Here is a 22,680-nt window from a genome sequence, read left to right as displayed (position 1 = left end):
GCTTCAGCGTAGCGTCAGCATCAGCAGCGTCGTCGCTTCCGCGAATCGGAGCAGTGCATCGTCGCCGCGGTCGTCCAGGTAGATGAAATCCCACTCGCCGAGCGGTGGCTGAACCGGGGCAGCGGTGCCCGCGGCGACCACCACCGAGCCTTCGATCACCAGCAGCGCCTGTGTCGGACGCGGTGCCGGCAGTTCCAGCGCAGTGCCGGCCCGGAACTCGCCCACCTCGACCAGGAGCCGGCCCAGCCCGTGGTCGACGAGGGTCTTCACGCGGCAGCCGCGGGCAGGATCGTCGTGCCAGTCGAGCGCTGCGGACTGGATCAGCCGGTACTGCGGTTCGCCCGACAACTGCTGCACTTCGCTGTGATAGTAGCTGCCCTGGAAGGCGCTCAGCAGCTTGCAGCCTTCCGGGTAGTGCAGCGGGCCGTGCGGTTCGTTCGAAGGCCCGAGGATCACGTCGAGCGGACCGAGGGTGAGGCCGTCTACGATCGCCTTGCCGCGCAGGACGGTGGTTGCGTGCGATCCGGCGTGCACATGGCGCGGCTCGGTCGAGCCGAACGGATAATTGATGAGGCGCAGCGTGAACGCGTTGGCCCGGTCGTTATGGTACATGCCAGCCTGGCTCGGCCAGTTGTCCACGTTGATGCGATCTTCCCACATGATCGTCGCCACCCGCGACAGATGGATGCCCCGATGCGAGTGCGCCGACGCGGGGTCGTCCGCGTGCGCATCCGGTCCGTTTGCCGGCATGTGTCCTCCTCCGTGCCTGCCCTGCAGGCCGCCTGCGCACGACTTTACGCCGATCCCGCTATGATCGAAAAGAATATTTCCGAATCATTCGATACCAGAAGGTTATCGCAAAATGAACCTCAGGCAGCTCCGTTATGTGTGCGGCATAGCAGAGGCTGGCTTCAACATCTCGCGCGCCGCGGCCGCCCTGCATACCTCGCAGCCAGGCATCAGCAAGCAGGTGCGCCTGCTCGAGGAGGAGCTGGGAGTACAGCTGCTGCGTCGCCGCGGCAACCGCATCGAGGGCTTTACCGCGCCCGGGCTGGAGATCCTGGCCACCGCACGGCGCATGATCGAGGACGCACAGAACGTGCGCCGGATCGCCGAGGAGTTCCAGCACGCGAAGAAGCGGCTGGTGCTTGCGACCACCCACATCCATGCTCGTTACGTGCTGCGCGGGGTGATCGGGCGATTCATCCGCCGCCATCCCGACGTGCAGCTGGCGCTGCGCCAGGGCAGTCCGACGCAGATCGCACAATGGGTCGCCGGCGGCGAAGCCGATGTCGGCATCACCTCCGAACCGCCGGAGCCGGTCGCCGACCTGTTGATGCTCGACTGCGCCCGACTCGAGCGCAGCATCATCGTGCCGGCCGGGCATGCACTGGCAGAGGTACGGCGACCGACGCTGAAGCGGGTCAGTGCGTTCCCGATCCTGACTCTCGACCAGAGCTACATCGGCGGCTCGTCGGTGCTGCGGGCGTTCGATGACGCGGGCATTACGCCTGACGTGGTGCTGAGCGCGACCGATGCCGACGTGATCAAGTCGTATGTCGAGCTCGGCCTGGGCATCGCGATCCTGCCGTCGATCGCGTTCGAGGCGGCGCGCGACCGCGGGCTGCGCGCCCTCGACGCGAGGCACCTGTTCCCGCCGTCGATCACCCAGATCGAGCTGCGGCGCGGCACCTGGCTGCAGGGCGCACTTTACGATTTCGTCGCGATGGTCGCGCCGCAGTGGGACCGCGCGACCATCGAGCAACGGATGCGGGAAGGACTGCCCGCATCCTGAGCCGGCGCAGCCTGAATCAGGCGTCCTGTCGGAGACGATGGCATGATGGCGGCAAGCGAAGCGCGTGCAAACAGCGCCGCACCATCCCCGAGGGAGGAGAATACCGATGAGCACCGCGATCAAGCCGGTCCGCCGGGTTGTCACCGGCAACGACGCGCAGGGCCGGTCCTGCGTGCTGTACGACAGCGATGCACCAAACGTGAACCCCGGCGCGATCCGCCCCGGTACCTGCATGACCGATCTCTGGGTCTATCGCGAATGCCCGGTGCCGCTTTCGGGCGAGCGCGACGACGGCCGGCTGCCGTTCAGCTTCGAGCCGCCCGAGACCGGTGGCCACCTGCGTATCGTGCAGTCGCCGCCGAAGCCGCCCGGCTACGACGTGTCGAAGGACGACACCGCGATCCCGCTGCACGAGCCGCGGCAGCGCCATGGCGGCACCTGGGACAAGGGCGGTGCGAACGCGTTCTCCTCGCCTGTGCACAAGTCGGAGACCGTCGACTACGGGATCATGCTCGAAGGCGAGCGCGTGCTGCTGCTCGACCATGGCACGTACACGATGCTGCCCGGCGATGTCGTCGTCCAACTCGGCAACTGGCACGGCTGGTGCAATCCGAATGAAGGCAGCCTGATGGCCTTCATGATGATGGGCGCGAAGTACGAAGACTGATCGGGACGAAGACACCATGGCCACCACTGCTGCTGCAAATGCTTCCCGCCCGATCCGCCGTATCGTCTGCCTCGACGACGCACAGGGGAAATCCCTGGCCGTGTCGGATGCGCCCGTCGCGCTGGTGCACGTCGACCCGGCGCGCCCGGGCTTCGAGTCGACCCGTGTCTGGGTCACCGATCGCACGCCCTCACGCATGAAGGTCGGCGGCGTCGCGATCACCGAGACGCTGGATTCCCCGCACACGATCGAGCCGCCGCCCGGCGGGTCACTGTGCCGCATGGTCACCTTTCCGCCGGACGACAGCTGGTCCGGGCGGGTGTCCGCGCGCGACGTCCAGGCCTTCTTCGAGTCGATGGGCTCGCCGCAGGCGGCCACCGGCAACGCCGGCGCGCCGCATCCCTACATGCAGCGCACGCGCACGCTCGACTTCTGCCTGGTGATCGAAGGCGAGATCACGCTGGTGCTCGACACCGCCGAGGTACACCTCAAGGCGGGCGACACCGTCGTGCAGCGCGGGACCAACCATGCCTGGAGCAACCGTTCGGGCAAGCCGTGCCTGGTGGCCTTCTCGTCGCACGACGGAGTGTGGTGAGATGCGTGCACCGCAGGGGGACGCGGGACGCCCCGGCCGGTTCGTGATGGTACGGCCGGCGCCGGTGCGCGCACTGCCTGCCGCGGCCGCCGCTGCGGCGGCCGCCTGGGTCGGCGCCTTCGCGGCCGGCGCCTTTGCGGCCGATGCGCCTCCGGGCCCGCGCTATCCGGTGAAGCCGATCCGGGTGATCGTCGCCAGCACGCCCGCCTCCGGGCCGGACATCGTCGCGCGCCTGGTCGCGCAGCACCTGGGCGAGCGCTGGGGCGAGTCGCTGGTGGTCGACAACCGCACCGGGGCGGGTGGCAACGTCGGCGCGGAGATCGCCGCGCGCGCACCGGCCGACGGCTATACCGTGCTGATGGCCACCGCGAGCCAGCCGATCGCGGTCGCGCTGTACCCGAAGCTCAACTACAACCTGCTGCGCGACTTCGCGCCGGTGTCGCTGGTGGCGAGCACGCCGTACGTGCTGGTGGTCAATGCATCGCAGCCGGTGGCGAGCGTGAAGGAGCTGGTGGCGCTCGCACGCGCGAAGCCGGGCCAGCTGCACTACGGTTCCGGCGGCAGCGGCACGCCGACCCACCTGTCGGCCGAGATCTTCCGCTCGATGGCGAAGCTGGACCTGGTGCATGTGCCGTACAAGGGCGTGACCCCGGCGCTCACCGACCTGGTCGGTGGCCAGGTGCAGCTGGTGTTCTCGGTGGTGCCGGCCGCGCTGCCGTTCGTACGCAACGGCAAGCTGCGTGCGCTCGGCGTGAGCAGTGCGAAGCGCTCGGCGATGGTGCCTGACCTGCCGCCGATCGGCGAGGCGCTGCCCGGGTTCGAGGTGATCGGCTGGTACGGGCTGCTGTTCCCTGCGGGCACGCCCGCGCCGATCGTCGCGCGGATGAGCGGGGATGTTGGTGCCCTCATGCGCAGCGACGGCATGCGCGAGCGGCTGTCGTCGCTCGGCGCCGAGCCGATCGGCAGCACGGCGGCCGAGTTCGCGCAGCTGCTCAAGGCCGAGGTGGCGAAGTGGGCCGCGGCGGTGCGCGCCTCAGGGGCGAAGGTCGAGTAGCGGGCGCAGCGGCAGGCGCGGGCCGGCTCAGTCGGCGCGCGCGCCGGCCTCCTTCGCCACCTTCGCCCACTTCACCAACTCCTCACTCAGGAACACGCCGAACGCGGCGGGCGTGCTGCCGACCGGCTCGAAGCTGAGGGCGGCCATCCGCTCCAGCACGTCGGGCATCTTCAGTGCATGCAGGATCTCGCCGTTGAGCTTCGCGATGATCGGTGCCGGTGTCCGGGCTGCAACGAGCACCCCGTTCCAGGCTGGCGCATCGAAACCCGGCAGGCCGCTCTCGGCCATCGTCGGCAGGTCGGGCAGCGCGCGCGAGCGCGTGGAGGTTGTCACCGCGAGCGGACGGATGCGGCCGGCGGTGATCTGCGGCACCGCTGACGGCCCGACCACGAAGTTGACCTGCACCTGGTCGGCGACCAGCGCGGTGACGCCGCCGGCGACCGTCTTGTACGGCACATGCAGCATCTTCGCGCCGGTGCGCCCGATGAACATCTCGGCGATCAGGTGGCCGGGCGAGCCGTTGCCACCCGACCCGTAGTTGAGGACTCCTGGCTTCGACTTCGCCAGCCGGACCAGGTCGTCCACCGACTTTACCGGCAGCGACGGATGCACGTTCAGCACGAAGGGGATGGTACCGAGCAGGCTGACCGGGGCGAAGTCCTTCGCCATGTCGTAGGACAGCTTGTAGAAGTTCGGATTGATCGTGTGCGTGCCGGTGGCCAGCAGCAGCGTATGGCCGTCCGGGTTCGACTTGGCGACCACTTCGGCCGAGAGCATCCCTCCCGCACCACCGCGCTCTTCCACGATCACCGGCTGGCCCCAGGCCTCGTTCAGCTTCGGACCGAGGATGCGCGCGAGCGCATCCGGACCGCCGCCGGTGACGAAGCGCAGCGGCCGGCTGGGATAGGCCTGAGACAGGGCCACTGCCGGTGCGCATAGCGCGGCTGCCATCAGGCAGCCCTTCACGATTGCCGGGGCGAAGCCATGCTGCTTCGTCGCCCGTGTACGAAAGGATTGCATCCCATCCTCCTCCAAGGCCGAGATCCAGCCCTGAATCTAGCAGGATGTGCCGGGTGGCAGTTGGACAGTCCATCGTGCGCCGCCGCATCGGAGATCACGTCGGCACGGAGCACGAATGCTCGTGCAGCGCGCGGGCGGCCGGCTGATCACTCCGGCGGGATCTTCGCCCGCTCGACGATGCCCGCGAACTTGGCCAGTTCGCTGCGGATCAGCGCCGCGAACGCGGCCGGCGTGGTGTGGGTGGGGTCCATGCCCTGGCTCACCAGCCGCTCGCGCAGGTCCGGCATCTTCTCGGCGGCGGCCAGCGCACCGTTGAGACGGTTGACGATCTCCGGTGGCGTACCGGCCGGTGCCAGCCAGCCGAACCAGGTGCCGATGTCGAAGCCCTTCAGGCCTGACTCGGCGATGGTCGGCACTTCAGGCAGCAGCGCTGAACGGCGCGCGGTGGAGACCGCGAGCGCGCGCAGCCGACCCTGCTTCACATGCGGAACCGCGTTTGGCGGGCTGGTGAACATCATGTCCACCTGGCCGCCGACCAGGTCGCCGATCGACTGGCCCACGCCCTTGTACGGTACGTGCAGGATGTCCACGCCGGCCATGGTCTTCAGCAGTTCGCCGGCAAGGTGCGGCGGGGCGCCCACGCCAGACGAGGCATAGTTCAGGCCGCCCGGCCGCTTGCGCGCCAGCGCCAGCAGTTCGCGGATCGAGGTGGCCGGCACCGAGGGATGCACCGCGAGCACGAACGAGCTGATCGCGGTCAGGCCTACCGGCGCGAAATCCTTCGCGACTTCGTAGCCGAGGTTGCGGCTGAGCGCCGGAGCGATGGTCAACGCACTGGCGCCGTTGAGCAGCGTGTAGCCATCGGCCGGCGAGCGAGCGACGAACTGCGAACCGATGTTGCCTGCGGCGCCAGCGCGGTTTTCGACGATCACCGGCTGGCCGAGCAGGTCGGCCACCTTCTGCCCGAACGTGCGCGCCGACAGGTCGTTCGGCCCCCCCGCGGGATAGGCGACGATGAGCCGGATCGGCTTGGACGGGAAGGGCTGCGCGGCGGCCGCCAGCGGCAGCAGCAGGCACAGGGCAGCGAGGCCCTGGCGCGCTGCACTGGAGGATGCGGTCGGGGTGTCACCAGTCATGCGTGCGCTCCTGTGTGGTCGATGCAGGCTGTCGTGCCGTGGCTGGTCGCGCGCCGGTGGCCACCAGCGCCGAGAGGTGGGAGGCATCCATCGTCGCCTCGCCCCGCTCGATGCGGCCTATCAGCAGCGACAGCGCTTCATGGGTCGGCGCGGGCAGCCCGGTCTCGCGGCCGCGGCGCGCGACGTATCCGTTCATGAAGTCGTTCTCGGTGCGCCGCCCCTTGCGTACATCCTGCGCCATGCCCGAATAGCCGAGGTCGGTCATCCGCTTCATCTCGTTGTCGAACGCCGCGTCGATCGCGCGGCGAGCGGCTGCATCGCCTGCCGCGCCATCGAGCCAGGCCTGCGCGTCCAGCGTGCGGATCGGCTCGAGCGCGTAGCCCAGCGCGATGCCGATGCGGATCGCCTCGGCGGCGAGACGGACCATGATCGCGCGCGTCTGCGCGCCGGCGATGATCGACTTCAGCGTCATGCCGTTGCTGGCCGACAGCGCGGTGGTCATCGTGTTGGCCACCAGCTTCGACCAGCGTTCGCCCCACAGGTTGGACGTGGCCCGCGCGCTGTCGACCTGGCCGAGCATCGCCACCAGCGACTGCAGCCGCGGCGTGATCCGGCCGTGCAGTTCGCCGGCGCGGAAGATCGTGTAGCTGCTGCCGCCCGGCTGCCGGGTGCGCACGATGCCGCCAGGTCGGTGGGCCTCCGCGCTCAGCGTGCTGGCGATGCAGCCGATGGTGCGGTCGGCGCCGACGATCTCCGCCACCATTTCCTCGACCAGGCAGTTCTGCATGGTGACCACGAAGCCGTCGGACTTCAGGCAACTGCCGGCGAGTGAGGCCGCCCAGGCAGTGTCGTGCAGCTTGGTGCAGACGAAGGCGATATCCACCGGCCGGCGGCCGGTGACCTGCTGCGCTTCGTGGATGTGCAGTGCCGGCACCGCGATCGAGTACTCGCCGACCGTGCCGCTGAAGGCGAGCCCGTCCCTGCGGATCGCATTCACGTGCGCAGGCCAGGGATCGATCAGGGTCACGTCGAAGCCAGCCCGGAACAGGTGGGCGCCGACGTAGCCGCCGATGGCACCCGCGCCGACGAAGACGATGCTCGGCTTGCCGTCGGCCGGGCGCGGGCGTGGAATGGGGACGGCGGTCATCGGTCGGGTTCCGTGCGATGGTGGGCAGGGCATTGCCTCGCGGAGTGGAGCATCATCCATACCGGGCGACGGCCCGGTGGCAAGTGATCCTGAACGGAGACGATGCGGGAGGCAATGGAATGGACGATCGGGGCGGTCAGTTCGAGATTCGCAACCTGGATGGGGTGGGTGCCGAGGTCCTCGGCGTCGACCTCGCGCAACCGATGGACGATGCCACGTTCGTCGCGATCGAGCGTGCATACGACGACCGCGGCATGCTGCTGTTCCGCAACCAGCGGCTGACCCCGGCCGCACATGTCGCGTTCAGCCGCCGCTTCGGCGCGGTCGAGGTACCGACCAATCGCCAGTACGCGCTCGACGGCATGCCGGAAGTGTACGTCGTGTCGAACATCGTCGAGGGTGGCCGCAACATCGGCAACGCCGATGCGGGCCGTGTCTGGCATACCGACTCGTCGTATATGCAGGTGCCCAGCCGCGGTTCGCTGCTGCATGCGATCGAGGTGCCGCGCGATGCCGACGGGCAGCCGCTGGGCGACACGCTGTTCGCCAGCATGACCGCCGCGTACGACGCGCTGCCCGACTGCATGAAGCGCCGCTGCGAGGGCCTCGAGGCGGTGCACGACTACACGGTGCAGTACGAGCGCCGGCTGGCGAAGGTGCGCGCGGCCGGCGGGCAGCGCGCAGACCTCGATGGTGGCACGCGCGCGAAGGTCGTGCCGGTGGTGCATCCGGTGATCCGCCGCCATCCGCGCACCGGCCGCCCGTGCATCTACGTCAACCTGGCGATGGTCACTGCGGTGGTCGGCATGGACGAGGCGGCCGGGCTGGCGCTGCGTGATGAACTCGTCGCCTTCGCCACGCAGCCACGGTTCGTCTACAGGCACCGCTGGAACGAAGGTGACCTGGTGATGTGGGACAACACGTCGACCCAGCACCTGGCGATCGCGGATTACGCCCTGCCGCAGCGGCGGCTGATGTATCGCACGACGGTGGCGGGCATGGACTGACCACCGCAGCGGTGACGGTGGCATGCCGGTCCCGGCCGCTGCATGCTACAGCCCAGCCTTTGCCTTCTGCCAGTCCTTCTCCACCTTCAGCACCGCCTCGCCTTCGAGCTCGACGCCGAACGCCTTCACCATCGTCGCCAGCACGCCGTAGTAGGTAGCCGACATCGTGATGTCGGTGATCTGCCGCGGGCTGAAGTGGCGCGCGAGTTCCGCGAACGCCGCGTCGTCCATCTGCGCGGGCGAGAACAGCACCGCCAGGTAGCGAGCAAGTGCCTGCTCGGACGCCGGCAGCTCGACGGGCGTGCGGCCGGCGCCGATCGCCTCGACGGCGGACGCGGGTATGCCGGCCTGGATCGCCAGTGCCGAATGGTGGTCCCAGGCATAGGGCACGCCGCGCGCCGCGCACAGGATCGACAGCTCGCGCTGCCGCTCCGGAAGGTCGGTGTCGTACTTGCAGTAGGCGCCGAGCCGGGCGAGGTGGCGCAGGCCGCCCGGCGCATGGCCCATCGACGACAGCACGTTGGAGACGAAGCCGCGGGTGGCGAGGATCTCTCCGAACACCTCGGCGGTGTCGCTGCCCGGCGGCGCGGGCGGGGGTGGCAGGCGCTTCATCGTCGGTCTCCTCAGTCCATCTTCACGTTGGCCTTGCGCACCACCGCGGCCCACTTGGCGATCTCGGCGCTGATATGGGCACCGAACGCCTCCGGGGTGCTGGCGACGATATCCACGCCGATCGCGTCGAGCTTGGCCTTGAGGTCACGGCCGGCCAGCGCCTTCACCATCGCCGCGTTCGCCGTGGTGATGATCGCGCGCGGCGTTGCAGGTGGCGCAGTGATGCCGAACCAGGTGCCAGTCTCCACCCCACCGAAGCCGGCCTCCTTCATTGTCGGCACGTTCGGCACCACCGCATTGCGCCGCACGTCCGCCACGGCCAGTGCCCTGAGCCGGCCGGTCTTCACGAAGCCGTCGACCGCCAGCGGCCCGACGAACATCATCGGGACATGGCCGCCGAGCAGGTCGTTCACGCCCGGGCCGGAACTCTTGTAGGGGATGTGCACCAGATCGATGCCCGCGACCAGCTTGAACAGTTCGCCGGACAGGTGCGGCGAGCTGCCGCTGCCGCCGGAGGCGTAGCTGAGCGAGCCGGGCTTCGCTCGCGCCAGAGCCACCAGCTCCTTTACCGACTTCACTGGCACCGACGGGTGCACCACGAGGATGTTCGGCTGAGACAGGATGAGCGAGACCGGAGCGAAATCCTTCACCGGGTCGAACGGCAGCTTCATCAGGCTCGGGTTGATCGTGTGGGTGGTGGTGATCAGCAGCAGCGTATAGCCATCGGGCGGCGCCTTCACCATCATCTCGGAGCCGATGGTGCTGCTGGCGCCGGCGCGGTTGTCGATCAGCAGCTGCTGGCCGAAGGCATCGGCGAACGCCGGCTGTACCGTACGCGCAAGCGCGTCGGCACTGCCGCCCGGGGCGAACGGCACGATCCAGCGGATCGGCTTGACGGGGAACTCGGCGGCGGTCGCTGCAGCAGGCACGAGCAGGGCGGCGAGAAGGGACGGCAATGCAGCGCGGCTGTTCATGATCGTGCGGGGCCTGTGTTGGATGCCGGATGCAAAATGGTAGCAGACGCCTTGTGATAGTCTGACCGGAAGTCATGCATCGATGCAGAAGCATCCATGCGTTTCCTTCACCGAAGCCTGCGCGGATCCGCGAAGCGTCCGTAGCCGGGAGGACGGACACCGCAGATGACCGCCGAACACCACTGGACCGCGAGCGACGGCACTCGCCTGTTCTACCGCATCGACGATTTCACCGATCCGTGGACCCGCGCGCCGACGGTCGTGCTGCTGCATCCGGGCATGGGCAGTTCGCTACGGCTGTTCGGATGGGTTCCGCACCTGGCGCGCCGGTTCCGGGTGGTCCGTCCCGACACCCGCGGGCACGGCAGGTCGGAGCCAGGACCCCTGAATACGCTCTGCCATGACAGGCTGTCGCTCGATCTGTTCGAACTGTTCGACCACCTCGGTATCGCATCCGCACATGTGATGGGCTCTTCCGCCGGGGGGATGATCGCCGGTCAGGCCGCGATTCGCGAGCCGGGCCGCTTCCGCAGCCTTGCCCTCTATGCCGCCACTGCGGGCATCCCGCCCAGCCGCCCGCAGAAGGGCGACTGGATGGCGCGCGTCGGCAAGGCCGGCGTACGTGGCTTCCTGGAGCAGACGGTGCGCGACCGTATCGGCGATGCCTCGCCGGAACAGGTGAAGTGGTACCTCGACTCCGCCGATGGACTGACGGTCGAGTACCTGTCGCGCTTCGTGCCGCTGATGGCGAGCGAGGACTGGACCGAACGCCTGGCCGACTTCCGATTCCCCGTCATGATGGGGGTGCCGGACCCTGACCCGATGGTCGAGCGCAGTGAGTACGAGCGCATGCTCGGCTACATCCGCGACTGCACCTTCGTCACCTTCCCGGGCGCGAGCCATGGCATGACCGCGGAGATCCCGGATGCCTGCGCGCTCGAATACCTGAAGTTCCTCGAAAAGGTCGAGCCATGAGCATGCAAACCTTCACCACCAGCGACGGCGTGCGCATCGCCTACCACGTCGATGACTTCACCGATCCGTGGCGCAATGCGCCGACGCTGCTGATGCTGCATTCGGCGATGAGCAGTGCGAAGCGCTTCTTCTCGATGGTGCCTGGCCTGGCGCGCCACCTGCGGGTGGTACGCATGGACTCGCGTGGCCATGGTGAGTCGCAGGTGCCGCCGGCCAGCGTGCCACACGACAAGGAGCGGCTGAGCCAGGACGTGCTCGAGTTGCTCGACGTACTGAAGCTCGACAGCGTGCACATCCTCGGCGGCTCGGCCGGCGGCTATACCGGTCAGCTGCTGGCGATCCACCATCCGTCGCGGGTGAAGAGCCTGTCGCTGTTCAGCTCGACGCCGGGCTTCAAGGGCGACCAGGGCAAGCGCTGGCTGGCGGAGGCCTCGGTGCGCGGCATGCGTGCGGTATTCGGCGAGACCATCGACGAACGCCTGCCGGTGGGGGAGGCCGATCCGCGGCTGGTCGCATGGGTGCTCGACGAGATCTGCAAGAACGACCTCGAGTTCCTGAAACGCTTCATCGGCCACTGGACGGATACCGATTTCATGGACCAGGTGCATCGCATCGGCTGCCCGACGCTGATCGTCGAGCCCGGTGCGCATCCGATCGGCACCGGATCGGCGTTTGCCGAGATGGCACGCCTGATCCCGAACAGCGAACGTGTCGTCTACGAGAACGGCCGGCACAACCTGTACGACTACCAGCCGGACCGCTGCGTCGCAGAGGTGCTGCGCTTCCTGCGCCAGCACTTTCCCGAGCTGCGGCCGTGAGCGCTGGCGCGGCGTGAAGCGGCTCGACGGCAAGGTTGCCTTCATCACTGGCGGTGGCTCGGGTATCGCGCGCGCCGCGTCGGTGCTGTTCGCACGCGAGGGCGCGAAGGTGGCGGTGGCCGAGATCGATGGCGCGCTGGGCGCGGCCACGGCGCGCAACGTGGCCGATGCGGGCGGAGACGCGATGGCGGTACGCACCGACGTCACCGACGAGTCGAGCGTGCGTGCCGCGATCGATACGGTGGTGGCCCGCCATGGCCGGCTGGACATCCTGTTCAACTGCGCCGGTGGCTCGCTCAATGCGGACAGCCTGGTCACCGATGTCGACCTCGACGTATGGGACCGTACGATGGGGCTCGACGTACGCGGGGCGATGCTGGTGTGCCGTCACGGTATCCCGGAGCTCGTGAAGGCCGGCGGCGGTTCGGTGGTCAATATGTCTTCCGGCGCTGCGCTGCGCGGCAGCAGTCCGAAGCATGTCTACACCGCCGCCAAGGGCGCGATCCTGTCCTTCACCCGCGCACTGGCCGGCACCTACGCGAAGGACAACATCCGGGCGAACGCGATCTGCGCCGGGCGCATCCTCACCGATCGCATCCTGAACAACTATGGCACCGCCGATGCACCTGGGCCGGTCGCCGACCGGCAGGATGCCGCCGGCCGGGTGCGCGACTACCCGTTCTGGGTCGGGCGGCCGGAGGACATCGCGAACATCGCGTTGTTCCTGGCAAGCGATGAGTCGCGCATGATCACCGGTGCAACGATCCCGGCCGACGGTGGCCGGTCAGCCTACTGAAGGAACGGACATGCAAACCCTGGTCGCCAGCGATGGCCTCGAACTGCGCTACGTCGTCGATGACTACACCGATCCCTGGCGCAAGGCCGAGACGCTGCTGCTGGTCCATGCTGCCATGGGAAGCTCGCGCCGCTTCCATGCCTGGGTGCCACACCTCGCCCGGCACTTCCGGGTGGTGCGGATCGACCAGCGCGGGCATGGCGAAACCGGCATCCCCGGTCCCGACCAGCTGTCGTTCCCGCGGCTGATGCAGGACGTGGTGGAACTGCTCGACCACCTGGGCGTGGACAAGGCGCATGTCGCGGGGTCATCCGCCGGCGGTATCGTCTCGCAGGGGCTGGCCATCCATCACCCGTCGCGGGTGCGCACGCTGGCGAGCTTCGCATCGGTACCTGGCATGAAGAAGGTCGCGACCGACTACGCCGGCTGGGTGGCGCGCATCGGCGCCAAGGGCGTGGCCACCTTCCTGCGCGAGACGATCGCCGACCGGGTCGACCTGGCGACCGCCAAGCCGGGCTTCGTCGACTGGTTCATCGCCGAATCGGCGCGCACGCCGGTCGAGGTGCTCGCGCGCTTCGTGCCGATGATGGCCACCGTCGACCTGCAGGACGATCTGCCGAAGATCGCCTGTCCGATGCTGGTGGTGGTGCCAGGTGCCGATCCGCTGCATCCGGCCGACGAGTACCGGCCGATCGCCGAGCGGGTTGCTGGCTGCGAGTTCGTGGTCTACGACGGCCTGCCGCACAACATCACCGATGCAGTGCCCGATCGCTGTGCGGAAGAGCTGAAGCGCTTCCTGCTGAAGCACGCGGCCTGATCCGTACCGCGCGGCCGAGCCTCAGCCGCGCGGGAACCGCCGCTGCAGCCAGGCGAGCGTGTCGGCTGCGCAGCGGTCCGGCAGGTAGTCGCAGATGTTGTGGCGCGCGCCGTCGTAGTACACCAGTTCGTTGTCGGGGATGCGCACCTTCATGTCCTCGTAGGTCGAGGCATGCCCGACCGGCTCGGCGCCGGGCGCGATCATCAGCACCGGGCAGCGGATCGCGCGGATCTCCTCCATCATGTCCACCGTCGACATGTGGCCGACGAAGCGCTGGATGAACGCGAGGTCGTTGTTCGCCGCCTCGTCGAGGAACCACTCGACGAAGCGCGGATCGACCGCGTCCACCGGGAAGCGGTCCGAGATCGTCTCGGCCAGGAACGGGCGGATGCCGATCGCGCCCATGTGAGGCACCCAGGTGCTGACCTGGCTGCGGGTCAGTCCGGGCGTCGAACCGTAGAGCACCAGGCTCTTCACCCGCTCGGGGTTGTCGATCGCGAGCCGCTGGCCCACGTAGCCGCCAGCCGAGTTGCCGAGGATGTGCACCTTGCCCAGCCCGAGTTCATCCATCAGCGCCAGCGTGTCCTTCGCCAGCCGCGCCAGCGAGAACGGCGAGGACGGGTCAGGCACGTCGGAGGCGCCGTGCCCGCGCAGGTCCATGCGGATGATCCGGTGGTGGCGCGACAGCGCCGGCACCATCGAGTACCAGCGCTTCGAACTGCCGATCGCCGCATGCAGCAGCAGCAGCGGGTCGTCCGGCAGCCACGGGTCGCTGAAGTCGTCGACCTGGTAGGCGAGCTTGATGCCGTCGTCGGCTATCACATGGGGCATGGCGGTCTCCCGTGAAGGATGGTGGGGCGATACGCGATCGTGGAAGGGTCGGCGGCGGGGCAGCGATCGCTGATGGTCAGCGTGCCGTGCCCTCGTGCTCGACGGCCACTTCCGGCGGCAGCGGCGCGGCGAGCGTCGCATGCAGGTAGCAGGTGATGGCGGCGATCTTCTGCAGCCGCTCGAACACTTCGTCTGCGGCACCGCCGTTGAGGAACAGGTGGGTGTCCACCGGCAGCGCCCGTCCCGCGAGGGTGCCGGCGGCCAGGCTGCCCTCCAGGGCGAACGGCGTGTACTGCACGACGCGCACGCCGCTGATGTCCAGCTTCATGTTCTCGATGTAGCGCGAGAGCTGGGTCATGTAGCAGAAGACGATGCCGGCCGACAGCAGCGACAGCCCGCACGGCCCCTGGTCGCCGGCGCTGCCGGTGCCGGGCCGCTCGTCGGTGCGCAGCGCGAAATGGCTGGCTGCGGGAAGCTCGAGCCAGGTGTCGGTGCTGGTGACACCGGCGGGGTCGAGCAGGTGGCTGTCGCCGACGATCAGGCGCAGCACGCGTCCGGTCGGCGAGGCCTGCGCCGGTTGCGACACGCCGGGGCGCTGTTCACCGGTGCGCAGGATCAGCGGCTGCAGCGGGTCCGGGCCGGGCGCTGGCCGCGGCGGGCGCGCATGGACCTGGTAGGGATCCTGCGCATCCGGCGCCGTGGAAGCGGGCAGCGCAGTGACGCTGCGCCGGCGTCCGTTCACGTAGATCGCGAAGGTGTTCTCGAGCGGGGTGCTCAGTGCGGCCATCGCGGGCGAGGCGACGACCGCAGCCTCGACCCAGGCGCGCACCGCGGCGGTCGCGGCGGGCGACTTCACCTGGACCGTGACCCGTGTCGGCTCCGCCTGGCCGACCGCATCGCCGCGCACGAACGAGCCGGTCAGGCTGTAGCGGTTGTCGAGGTGGATGCGCAGGTCGTCGATGTCGATGCCGGCCACCGGTGCCGAGGCCAGCAGCCGGTTGTAAAGGTCGCCATGCAGGCCCGCATTGAACACGCCGAGCGGGAAAGGGGCCAGGTCGGTGCCGGACAGGTGCCGCCCTTCGTCGCTGGTGATGCGCCAGGCGCTGCCGGCATCGCCCTCGGTGACCACGGCTTCCTTCTGGTGGTGCGCCATCTGGCGCGCCTCGACCGTGAACACGTCATGGCCGGCGACATTGCGCACGACCGCCGGCCGTGCGGTGCCCTGCCGGGCGCGGAAGGAGAGCGGGTCGCCGAAGGCGTCGATCGTGCCGGTTGCATGCGTTGCCATGGGTACTCTCCGTATCAGGCCGCGGGCGGCAGGCTGGCGCGGGTGCGCATCAGCACGGTCTTGTCCATCTGGAACACCAGCTCGTCGCGCTGGTTGTAGACCAGGTCGCGGAACACGACCAGGCCGCGGTCGGGCTTCGAAGTCTCGCGCTTGGACAGGACCTCGACGTCGGTGCGGATGGTGTCGCCGATGCGCACCGGCGCGAAGAACCGGCCGCCATCGAGCGCCAGCAGGCCGACCACCGAGGTGCGGAACAAGCTCTCGGTCATGCCGGTGGAGAACGACATGATCAGGTGGCTCGGGCAGATGCGGCCGCCATAGGGCGTCTTCTTCGCGAACTCTTCGTCGATGAACAACGGCACGTGGTAGCCGACCAGCGCGCAGAACAGGGAGTGGTCGCCTTCGGTCACCGTGCGGCTGTAGGTGGGGTAGCGGGCGCCGACGGCAAAGTCTTCGTAGTAGGATGTCATCGTGATCACAGTTCGAGAGGCAGGGAAGACCTTGACCCGATTGTATGCCGGCGGCGCGCCGTCGATCGTCCCTTGCAGCGGCCTGCGCGCCCTGGTGGCTGCCGCAGGCCTTGCTGCCGTGGCAGTGGTCCTCATGCCGCAGGCCGCTGCCCAGGCGCAGTGGCCGGTGAAGCCGATGCGCATCGTGGTGCCGGTGGTGCCCGGGTCGTTCACCGACGTGGTCGCGCGCGGGCTGGCCGCGGACATGGGCGAATCGCTCGGCCAGTCGGTGCTGGTCGAGAACCGGGCCGGTGCCGGCACCACCATCGGTGCGGCCACCGTCGCCAAGTCATCGCCCGACGGCTACACGCTGCTGATGACCGAGAACTCGTTTTCCATCGCGCCGGCGCTGTACGGCAAGCAGATGACCTACGACCCGGTGCGCGATTTCCAGCCGGTCACGCTGATCGCCGAGGCCCCGACCGTCTGGTTCAGCCGGCTCGAGTTCCCGGCGCGCAGCCCGAAGGACCTGGTGCAGCTCGCGCGCAACCGGCCGGGCGAGGTCACCTTCGCCACCGGCGGCAACGGCACCTCCTCGCACCTGGCCGCCGAGCTGTTCATCGACCGCAACAAGCTGAAGATGGTGCACGTGCCGTTCAAGGGCGTGGCCGGTTCGATCGCCGAGATCGTCGCCGGGCGCGTCGACGTCGGTACTTCGAGCATCGCCAGCGCCGCCGGTCCGATCCAGTCGGGGCGGATGCGCGCGCTGGCGGTCACCGGCAAAGAGCGTAACCCGCTGCTGCCCGAGGTGCCGACCTTCGCCGAGTCCGGCTTCGGTGACTACGACATGCCGATCTGGTTCGGCATCATCGGCCCGGCGGGGCTGCCTGCCGACCGGCTCGACCGTCTGCATGGCGAGATCGTCCGTGCGGCGAACCGGCCGCGGCTGCGCGAGCTGTTCGCCGCACAGGGCGCACGCTCGCTGCTGGTACCCCCGGCGGCCTTCACGAAGCGCGTGCATGCCGAGATCGCGCAATGGCGAGAGGTGATCCCGCGCGTGGGCATCCGTCCCGACTGAACGCCGTACGCCCTTCAACGTAATCCGATGGATGAGTCGATGCAGACCCGACGCAAGACACTGGCCGCCCTTCCGGCCCTCGCCGTCCTTTCCGCGGTGCCCTTCCTGCTGTCGAGCCTGCCGGTGCAGGCTCAGGCCCCGGCCTGGCCTTCGCGGCCGCTGCGCATCGTCGTCGGCTTCACAGCCGGCGGTCCGGTCGACCTGGTCGCGCGCATCGTGGCACCACGCCTGGCGGTGCCGCTGGGCCAGCCGGTCATCGTCGAGAACCGGCCGGGCGCGGATGCGAACATCGCGATGGAAGTGGTCGCGCGGGCCAGCCCGGATGGCCACACGCTCCTGCTGATTCAGCCGGGCGTGGCGATCAATCCGCCGCTCTACGGCAAGGTATCGTTCGACCCGATCAAGGACTTCGCGCCGATCAGCCTGATCGGCGAATCGCCGAACATCGTCGCGGTGCATAACGGGTTGCCGGCGAACACGATGCAGGAGCTTCTCGCGCTGGCACGCGCGAAGAAGGGTGGCCTGTTCTACGGCGCCACGTCCAGCCCGACCCACCTGGCGACGGAGCTGCTGAACACCCTTGCCGGCATCCAGACCGTCCGCGTGCCGTTCAAGGGCGCGCCGCCGGCGCTGACGGCGCTGATGTCGGGCGAGGTGCAGATCGTCATCAGCAGCATCGGCACCCTGTTGCCGATCGCACGTGCCGGCAAGGTACGCGCACTCGCGGTGACCAGCGCGAAACGCAGCGCCGCAGCGCCCGACCTGCCGACGGTGCAGGAGGCGGGCGTGCCCGGCTTCGTCGCCACTACCTGGTACGGACTGGCCGCTACCGGCGGTACGCCGCGGCCGGTCATCGACCGGCTGAACGCCGAGCTGCGCAAGGTGCTTGCCGACCCGGAGGTGCGTACCCAGCTGGCCGGGCAGGGCATCGACGAACCGGCACCCGGTACGCCGGAGCAGCTGGGCGCGCTGATCCGCAGCGAACTGGTGAAATGGGAGAAGGTGGTGCGCGCCTCGGGCGCCGGCATCAACTGAACGACGGGCCCGTACCGGTCTCGGCTCAGGAGAGCAGCGCGGTCGCCTTTATCTCGATCAGTGCACCGGGGCGGATCAGCCCGGCAACCAGTACGCCGGTTGCCGCCGGCCAGGGCGCCTCGCCGAATACCTTCCTGCGCACGCCGGCGGTCTTCGCATAGCCGTCGAGCGTCAGGAAGTACTCGGTGGTCTCGACCACGTTGGCGAAGGAAGCGCCCGCAGCCTCCAGCACGCGGCCCATCTTCTCGAAGATGTACTCGGTCTGCCGCACGATGTCGCCCTCGCCGACCAGTTCGCCCTGCTCGTTGGCGGCGGTCATGCCCGAGATGAACAGCAGGTTGCCGGCGCGCACGCCCGCCGAGAACGTATAGCGCTCGTTCCAGCCGCCGGGCGGGGTGACTGCGGTGAAGGGCTTGGCCATGGTGTGCTCCTTTACGATGTGGCTGGTCGGGGCTGCGGCCGACCGGAAATCAGGTATGCGTGGAAGCCTTCGGCGACCGGCATGCCGGCCGCATTGCTCACGCGCACGATGAAGCGCACCACGCCGCGGCTGCCGTCGCGCGAGGGCCGGGTACTCTCCACCTCGAACGCGGTGCGGATGGTGTCGCCCTCGAGCACCGGGGCGAGGAAGCGCATCCCCTGTTCCAGGAAGGCGACCATCGACGATTCCAGCCGCGGCGACAGTGCAGTGGCGCCCAGCGCGCCGATCGCCGTCACCAGCAGCCCGTGCGCGACCGGTGCGCCGAAGCGGGTGCCGCGTGCATAGTCGGCGTCGTAGTGGATCGGGTGGGCATCGCCGGTGAGGGCAGCGAAGGCGCGGAACGCGGCGGCGTCGAGGCGGCGCTGCTGTCCGGGCCAGCACTGGCCGGGCGCGAAATCCTCGAAGTAGAGCTGGCCGTCTCCGGTCGCGTCCCCGGTGTGCGCGCCGCTGCCGGATGCCGGGCCGGTCATTCCGCCTTCACGCCCGAGGCGCGTACCGCCTGCACGAACAGCTCGATGTCGGCACGCAGCTGCTTCGCATACTCGGCCGGCGTGCTGCCGACGGGGTCGATGCCCATTGCCGCGAGCTTCTGCATCGAGTCCGGATGCCTGATCGCCTTGCCGATCTCGGCGGCCAGCCGCTCGATCACCGGGCCCGGCGTACCGGACGGCGCGAGCACGCTGACCGAAGGCAGCAGCACGAAGTCCTTGACCCCGAGTTCGGCGAACGTCGGCACGTCGGGCGCCTGCGCGCTGCGCGTGGCGCTCGCCACGCCGAGCAGCCTGATGGTGCCCGACTTCACATGGGCCGATACCGTCGGCAGCACCGTGAACAGCGCCGGCACCTCGCCCGAGACGATCGCCGGCGTCGACTGGCCGCTGCCCTTGTACGGCACGTGCACCAGCTCGATGCCCAGCCGCAGGCGCAGCATCTCCATCGCCAGGTGGTGCGGGCTGCCCACGCCGGAGGAGCCGTACGACGCGCTTCCGCTGCGCGCGCGTGCGTAGGCGACGAACTCCTTGAGCGTCGAGATGCCGGTGCTGCCGTTCACAGCCAGGAAGAACGGCGAGGTGCCGAGCAGGCTTACCGGTGCGAAGTCGCGCCGGATGTCGTAGGGCAGCTTCGGCGTCATCGCCGGGGTGATCGCGGTCTGTCCGAGGTCAGCCACCAGCAGCGTGTAGCCGTCGGGCAACGCGCGCGCGACCAGTTCGGTGCCGATGATGCCGCCGGCGCCTGGCCGGTTGTCGACCAGCACCGGACGCTTGAAGGCATCGCCGAGGCGTTGCGCGACGATGCGGCCGAGGGTGTCGGGCAGGCCGCCGGGCACGTACGGCACGACCATGCGGATCGGCCGCGACGGGAAAGCGGCTGCGTCGGTGTTCTGCGCCAATACCGGGGCGGGCAAGAGCGCAGCCGCGAAGGCCGCTGCAAGCGCGGCACGGCGGGCGGGGTCGGAACGGATCACGATCGATTCATCCTTGGCGAAGAGCGCAGATGATACGCCGGCGGCCCTGCGCAGTCTGTGCAGCATCGGCGGGATCCGCGATGTGCTGAGGTACCATCACGGCCTGCATAACGACTGATCCCGGATCGGCAATGACAGCAGCAGCGAAGATGCTCGACGGGGTACGGGTGATCGACCTGACCTCGGTCGTGTTCGGCCCGTACTCGACGCAGATCCTGGCCGACTACGGTGCCGACGTAGTGAAGGTCGAGGTGCCCGAGGGCGACATCATGCGCTATGCCGGCCATGCGCCCGAGCGGGGCATGGGACCGGTGTTCGTGAATCTGAACCGAGGCAAGCGGTCGATCGTGCTCGACATTCGCAAGCCCGACGGCAAGGCCGCGCTCGAAGCACTGATCCGCGGTGCCGATCTGCTGGTGCACAACGTCCGGCGCAAGCCGATGGCCCGGCTGGGTTTCTCGGCGCAGGCCTGTGCCGCACTCAATCCACGGTTACTGTACTGCGCGGCGACCGGGTTCGCCGAGGCGCACGAACTGGCCGATGCACCGGCGATCGACGACGTGATCCAGTGCGCGGTGGGACTGTCGGAACTGAACGCCGATGCCGACGGCACGCCGAGGCTGGTGCCGAGCCTCATCGCCGACAAGGTTGCCGGCCTCGCGCTCGCCTCTGCGATGCTCGCCGCGCTGGTGCGCCAGCGCACCACCGGGCAGGGCGGCACTGTCGATGTCCCGATGTACGAGACGCTCGCCTCGTTCTGCCTGGTCGAGCACCTGCAGGGTGCGACCTTCTCGCCGCAGGGCAGCGTCGGCTACACCCGCGTGACGCGCGAGGGCCGCCGCATCTACCGCGCGAAGGACGGCCATGTGTCGATGACGCCCTACAGCAACGAGCAGTGGGCACGCTTCTTCACCGCCGTGGGGCGCCCCGACATGGCGACCGATCCGCGCGTCACCGATCCGGCGGTACGCGGCACCCGCTTCCACGAGCTGTACGATGTGGTCGAGTCGGTCGCGCATACCCGCACCGTCGCCGAGTGGATCACGCTCGCTCGCGAGCTGAACATGCCGGCGATGCCGGTGGTGTCGCTGGCCGACGTAGCCGGCGACGTGCAGCTGGAACGCAGCGGCGCGGTCGAAACGCGCGAGTTCGCCGGCATCGGACCGGTGAAGCACCTGTCCTCGCCCGGCTTCTTCGACGGCGTAGCGGCACGGCATCCGATGAACGCACCGCGACTGGGCGAGCACACCTGCGTGCTGCTGCGCGAAGCGGGCTACGACGAGGCAAGCATCGCTGCGCTGCTTGCTTCTGGCGGCGCACGCACGCTCGCCTGAGACCCCTGCGGCCGGCCATGGCCGGGCCGCACGGAACGACCCTCCAGGAGACCCTCTATGGAACAGCCCCCGCGCATCGTCCACCCCGACACACTGCCGTCCTACTCCCCGCCCGGTCATGGTGGCACGGTCAACCGGCGGCTGGTGGAGGCCTCCCTCGGCGCCGGGCTCGAGATGGTGCTGGGCGAGGTCGCAGCCGGCGGTGCGGCACATCCGCATTCGCATGACAGCGCGTGGCAGATCGTGATGGTGATCGAGGGCTTCCTGGAGCATTCCGAGCCCGGTCTGCAGCCGCAGCGTTGCGGTCCGGGCAGCGTGATCCGCATCCCGCCGAAGTGCGTGCACGGCGCGCGTGCCGTTGACGGACCGGCGAAGGTGGTGGTGATCTACAGCCCGCCACTGCCGGCAGAGGGCGGCTTCCGGCCGGCCTGAAGACCATTCGGGCGCTGACCCTGGTGCACGACGATGCGCTCCGGGCGGTGGGTCCGCGTGGTGCCCGTCTTCTCGAACGCGTCGATAGCCCAGACGGCGCTTCTTCAGGCCGCGGCTCGGCTCGGCTCGGCCAGCATGCGCCGCGCCAGCACCTGCCCGAGCGCCAGCGCTACGGCCGACTGCGTCGGTTCGACCACCGGTACGCCGAGGACCTGTTCCAGCCCTTCACGATGAGCGGAGAAGCCGGCGCAGCCGAGAACGATCGCCTGCGCACCCATCTCGTCGCGCAACCGCCGTCCTACCGATTCCAGGCGCTCGCGGGTACGCTGCACGTCGGCCAGCGCGGCGACGCCCATCTCGACGGCGAGGCCGCCGCAGTAGCGATGCTCGAAGCCCAGCGCCCGGATCTTGCGCCGATGGCGCGTAAGGGAGCCCGATACGATCGCGATCGATGCGAAGCGCTCGGCCAGCGCCGATGCGGTGTTGAACCCCGATTCGCCGATGCCGAGCACCGGCTGCCGGTATACCTCGCGCAGCGCATGCAGACCGGGGTCGGAGAAGCAGCCGATGATGATGGCATCGCTTGCGGCCAACTCGGGACGCTGAGCCAGCCAGTCGAGCAGCAGCCCGGTGCTCGCATCGACCTGTGCCTGCGTCTCGACGCCAGGCGGGCCTTCGCGCAGCGTCTCGCAGACGATCTGCGGGCCGCCCGGCAGGCGCATCGCGGATACGGCTGCGCTCATCTGCTCGGTGACCGAATGCGTGCTGTTCGGGTTGATGACGAGGATGCGTTCGGCCATGGTGGGGTTGCCCTGCGAGGTTCCAGAGTACGTCAATCTACCGAAAAGCGTACCGCAGTGGAACGACGCGATCG

26 protein-coding genes are annotated in these 22,680 nt (G+C 69.0%); 13 read left to right on the top strand and 13 right to left on the bottom strand.

All coding sequences use genetic code 11. The features are described from left to right. Positions 1–3 precede the first annotated feature (3 nt). Complete coding sequence (locus ING98_00615; GenBank protein ID MCA3100355.1) at positions 4–750, bottom strand: hypothetical protein; 747 nt, start codon at positions 748–750, stop codon at positions 4–6. A 112-nt stretch (positions 751–862) separates the two neighbouring features. Between ING98_00615 and ING98_00610 the strand changes: the two genes are divergently transcribed. From ING98_00610 to ING98_00595, 4 genes are all read left to right on the top strand, one after another. Beyond that, complete coding sequence (locus ING98_00610; protein MCA3100354.1) at positions 863–1,795, top strand: LysR family transcriptional regulator; 933 nt, start codon at positions 863–865, stop codon at positions 1,793–1,795. Between the two features lie 106 nt (positions 1,796–1,901). Continuing rightward, positions 1,902–2,462, top strand: a complete 561-nt coding sequence (locus ING98_00605; GenBank protein ID MCA3100353.1) for a hypothetical protein — start codon at positions 1,902–1,904, stop codon at positions 2,460–2,462. A 16-nt stretch (positions 2,463–2,478) separates the two neighbouring features. Then, the gene (locus ING98_00600; GenBank protein ID MCA3100352.1) at positions 2,479–3,057 is read left to right on the top strand and encodes a cupin domain-containing protein; all 579 of its coding nucleotides are present in this window, start codon (positions 2,479–2,481) and stop codon (positions 3,055–3,057) included. A 1-nt stretch (position 3,058) separates the two neighbouring features. Beyond that, positions 3,059–4,111, top strand: coding sequence for a tripartite tricarboxylate transporter substrate binding protein (locus ING98_00595; GenBank protein MCA3100351.1), 1,053 nt, complete (start codon positions 3,059–3,061; stop codon positions 4,109–4,111). 27 nt (positions 4,112–4,138) lie between these two features. On the opposite strand, the gene ING98_00590 is transcribed toward ING98_00595, so the two are convergent. The 3 genes from ING98_00590 to ING98_00580 form a co-directional block, all read right to left on the bottom strand. After that, positions 4,139–5,131 (bottom strand): tripartite tricarboxylate transporter substrate binding protein, encoded by a 993-nt coding sequence (locus ING98_00590; GenBank protein ID MCA3100350.1) that lies wholly within the window; start codon positions 5,129–5,131, stop codon positions 4,139–4,141. Between the two features lie 146 nt (positions 5,132–5,277). Next, positions 5,278–6,267, bottom strand: a complete 990-nt coding sequence (locus tag ING98_00585) for a tripartite tricarboxylate transporter substrate binding protein (protein ID MCA3100349.1) — start codon at positions 6,265–6,267, stop codon at positions 5,278–5,280. Continuing rightward, positions 6,257–7,414, bottom strand: a complete 1,158-nt coding sequence (locus ING98_00580; GenBank protein MCA3100348.1) for a 2-dehydropantoate 2-reductase — start codon at positions 7,412–7,414, stop codon at positions 6,257–6,259. Before ING98_00580 ends, ING98_00585 begins: the two co-directional genes overlap by 11 nt. Before the next feature lie 119 nt (positions 7,415–7,533). Between ING98_00580 and ING98_00575 the strand changes: the two genes are divergently transcribed. Continuing rightward, complete coding sequence (locus ING98_00575) at positions 7,534–8,421, top strand: TauD/TfdA family dioxygenase (protein MCA3100347.1); 888 nt, start codon at positions 7,534–7,536, stop codon at positions 8,419–8,421. A 45-nt stretch (positions 8,422–8,466) separates the two neighbouring features. On the opposite strand, the gene ING98_00570 is transcribed toward ING98_00575, so the two are convergent. Next, entirely contained in the window at positions 8,467–9,033 is a 567-nt protein-coding gene (locus ING98_00570; protein ID MCA3100346.1) for a hypothetical protein, read from the bottom strand. An 11-nt stretch (positions 9,034–9,044) separates the two neighbouring features. Next, positions 9,045–10,007, bottom strand: coding sequence for a tripartite tricarboxylate transporter substrate binding protein (locus tag ING98_00565; protein ID MCA3100345.1), 963 nt, complete (start codon positions 10,005–10,007; stop codon positions 9,045–9,047). A 165-nt stretch (positions 10,008–10,172) separates the two neighbouring features. Here ING98_00565 and ING98_00560 point away from each other — a divergent pair, with 165 nt between their 5' ends. The 4 genes from ING98_00560 to ING98_00545 are packed head-to-tail and all read left to right on the top strand — an operon-like array spanning position 10,173 to position 13,413. Beyond that, positions 10,173–10,982 carry an alpha/beta hydrolase gene (locus ING98_00560; protein MCA3100344.1) on the top strand — a complete coding sequence of 270 codons (810 nt, stop codon included), beginning with the start codon at positions 10,173–10,175 and terminating at the stop codon, positions 10,980–10,982. Continuing rightward, positions 10,979–11,800 (top strand): alpha/beta hydrolase, encoded by an 822-nt coding sequence (locus ING98_00555; GenBank protein MCA3100343.1) that lies wholly within the window; start codon positions 10,979–10,981, stop codon positions 11,798–11,800. The genes ING98_00560 and ING98_00555 overlap by 4 nt, the downstream gene beginning before the upstream one ends. A 13-nt stretch (positions 11,801–11,813) precedes the next feature. Further along, the gene (locus tag ING98_00550; protein ID MCA3100342.1) at positions 11,814–12,596 is read left to right on the top strand and encodes an SDR family oxidoreductase; all 783 of its coding nucleotides are present in this window, start codon (positions 11,814–11,816) and stop codon (positions 12,594–12,596) included. Positions 12,597–12,606: 10 nt separating this feature from the next. Continuing rightward, positions 12,607–13,413 carry an alpha/beta fold hydrolase gene (locus ING98_00545; GenBank protein MCA3100341.1) on the top strand — a complete coding sequence of 269 codons (807 nt, stop codon included), beginning with the start codon at positions 12,607–12,609 and terminating at the stop codon, positions 13,411–13,413. Positions 13,414–13,434: 21 nt separating this feature from the next. Here the strand turns inward: ING98_00545 and ING98_00540 are convergent, their stop codons facing one another. From ING98_00540 to ING98_00530, 3 genes are all read right to left on the bottom strand, one after another. Further along, positions 13,435–14,244: an alpha/beta fold hydrolase gene (locus tag ING98_00540; protein ID MCA3100340.1), complete on the bottom strand. Its 810-nt coding sequence runs from the start codon at positions 14,242–14,244 to the stop codon at positions 13,435–13,437. 76 nt (positions 14,245–14,320) lie between these two features. Continuing rightward, positions 14,321–15,532, bottom strand: coding sequence for a hypothetical protein (locus tag ING98_00535; GenBank protein MCA3100339.1), 1,212 nt, complete (start codon positions 15,530–15,532; stop codon positions 14,321–14,323). A 14-nt stretch (positions 15,533–15,546) separates the two neighbouring features. Next, positions 15,547–16,002: a MaoC family dehydratase gene (locus ING98_00530; protein ID MCA3100338.1), complete on the bottom strand. Its 456-nt coding sequence runs from the start codon at positions 16,000–16,002 to the stop codon at positions 15,547–15,549. Positions 16,003–16,033: 31 nt separating this feature from the next. Here ING98_00530 and ING98_00525 point away from each other — a divergent pair, with 31 nt between their 5' ends. Then, positions 16,034–17,059 carry a tripartite tricarboxylate transporter substrate binding protein gene (locus ING98_00525; GenBank protein ID MCA3100337.1) on the top strand — a complete coding sequence of 342 codons (1,026 nt, stop codon included), beginning with the start codon at positions 16,034–16,036 and terminating at the stop codon, positions 17,057–17,059. Between the two features lie 39 nt (positions 17,060–17,098). After that, positions 17,099–18,094, top strand: coding sequence for a tripartite tricarboxylate transporter substrate binding protein (locus ING98_00520; protein MCA3100336.1), 996 nt, complete (start codon positions 17,099–17,101; stop codon positions 18,092–18,094). Positions 18,095–18,119: 25 nt separating this feature from the next. Here ING98_00520 and ING98_00515 read toward each other — a convergent pair whose 3' ends face one another. The 3 genes from ING98_00515 to ING98_00505 are packed head-to-tail and all read right to left on the bottom strand — an operon-like array spanning position 18,120 to position 20,106. Further along, the gene (locus tag ING98_00515) at positions 18,120–18,515 is read right to left on the bottom strand and encodes a RidA family protein (GenBank protein MCA3100335.1); all 396 of its coding nucleotides are present in this window, start codon (positions 18,513–18,515) and stop codon (positions 18,120–18,122) included. Between the two features lie 11 nt (positions 18,516–18,526). After that, positions 18,527–19,045, bottom strand: coding sequence for a MaoC family dehydratase N-terminal domain-containing protein (locus ING98_00510; GenBank protein ID MCA3100334.1), 519 nt, complete (start codon positions 19,043–19,045; stop codon positions 18,527–18,529). Then, positions 19,042–20,106, bottom strand: a complete 1,065-nt coding sequence (locus ING98_00505) for a tripartite tricarboxylate transporter substrate binding protein (GenBank protein MCA3100333.1) — start codon at positions 20,104–20,106, stop codon at positions 19,042–19,044. Before ING98_00505 ends, ING98_00510 begins: the two co-directional genes overlap by 4 nt. Positions 20,107–20,171: 65 nt before the next feature. On the opposite strand from ING98_00505, the gene ING98_00500 reads away from it, so the two are divergent. Further along, positions 20,172–21,374: a CoA transferase gene (locus ING98_00500; GenBank protein MCA3100332.1), complete on the top strand. Its 1,203-nt coding sequence runs from the start codon at positions 20,172–20,174 to the stop codon at positions 21,372–21,374. Positions 21,375–21,431: 57 nt separating this feature from the next. Further along, positions 21,432–21,806, top strand: a complete 375-nt coding sequence (locus ING98_00495) for a cupin domain-containing protein (GenBank protein MCA3100331.1) — start codon at positions 21,432–21,434, stop codon at positions 21,804–21,806. A gap of 104 nt (positions 21,807–21,910) precedes the next feature. On the opposite strand, the gene ING98_00490 is transcribed toward ING98_00495, so the two are convergent. After that, positions 21,911–22,606: an aspartate/glutamate racemase family protein gene (locus tag ING98_00490; protein ID MCA3100330.1), complete on the bottom strand. Its 696-nt coding sequence runs from the start codon at positions 22,604–22,606 to the stop codon at positions 21,911–21,913. Positions 22,607–22,680 lie beyond the last annotated feature (74 nt).

The organism is Rhodocyclaceae bacterium, from assembly GCA_020248265.1.
Lineage (GTDB): Bacteria > Pseudomonadota > Gammaproteobacteria > Burkholderiales > CAIKXV01 > CAIKXV01.
The sequence above is the reverse complement of the archived record's forward strand: the minus strand, read 5'-3'. Positions and strand labels throughout refer to the sequence as shown.